The 1,126-nt window shown below is 50.8% G+C and carries 1 protein-coding gene; it reads left to right on the top strand.

All coding sequences use genetic code 11. The features are described from left to right. The first annotated feature begins 48 nt into the window (after nt 1-48). Nucleotides 49-219 (top strand): Rop family plasmid primer RNA-binding protein, encoded by a 171-nt coding sequence (locus ACP4J3_RS50730; protein ID WP_426545083.1) that lies wholly within the window; start codon nt 49-51, stop codon nt 217-219. Nucleotides 220-1,126: the final 907 nt, after the last annotated feature.

Consider the following 1,126-nt stretch of genomic DNA (forward strand, 5'->3'; position numbering starts at 1 on the left):
GGAACTGACGGAGAACAACGGAAGGTGAACAAATAACAACAAACTGCGCTGAATATGGCGCGATGTATCAAAAGCCAGAGCCTGACACTGCTTGAAAAACTGGATGCTCTGGATGCCGACGAACAGGCGGCCATGTGCAAACGACTGCACGAACTCGCAGAAGAACTCCAGAACAGCATACAGACACGCTTTGAAGTAGAAAATAGCACAGAGAGATAACGCTCAGGACAGGATGTCGAACGGCACAACAGAGCGTAAGGAGAAAATGTCACATAAGGCGCTCTTCCGCTTCCTCGCTCACTGACTCGCTACGCTCGGTCGTTCGACTGCGGCGAGCGGTATCAGCTCACTCAAAGGCGGTAATGCGGTTATCCACAGAATCAGGGGATAACGCCGGAAAGAACATGTGAGCAAAAAGCCGAAGGCAGGGACAAAGGCCGCGCAGGTGGCGTTTTTCCATAGGCTCCGCCCCCCTGACGAGCATCACAAAAATCGACGCTCAAGTCAGAGGTGGCGAAACCCGACAGGACTATAAAGATACCAGGCGTTTCCCCCTGGAAGCTCCCTCGTGCGCTCTCCTGTTCCGACCCTGCCGCTTACCGGATACCTGTCCGCCTTTCTCCCTTCGGGAAGCGTGGCGCTTTCTCATAGCTCACGCTGTTGGTATCTCAGTTCGGTGTAGGTCGTTCGCTCCAAGCTGGGCTGTGTGCACGAACCCCCCGTTCAGCCCGACCGCTGCGCCTTATCCGGTAACTATCGTCTTGAGTCCAACCCGGTAAGACACGAATTATCGCCACTGGCAGCAGCCACTGATAACCGAATTAGAGGAGTAAGACTTGAAGTCATGCGCCTGTTAAGGCTAAACTGAAAGAACAAGTTTTGGTGACTGCGCTCCTCCAAGCCAGTTACCTCGGCTCAAAGAGTTGGTATCTCTGAGAACCTTCGAAAAACCGCCTTGCAGGGCGGTTTTTTCGTTTACAGGCAGTAGATTACGCGCAGAAAAAAAGGATCTCAAGAAGAACCTTTAATTTTTTTTCACACTTGGTATCCTACTTTAACCCATAAAATAAACACTTACACCGACACACCCTTAAACAAAAGAAAAAAAACAATAAAAAACACCGCA

The sequence above is a fragment of the Streptomyces sp. UG1 genome, assembly GCF_049974585.1.
In the GTDB taxonomy this organism is placed as follows: domain Bacteria; phylum Actinomycetota; class Actinomycetes; order Streptomycetales; family Streptomycetaceae; genus Streptomyces.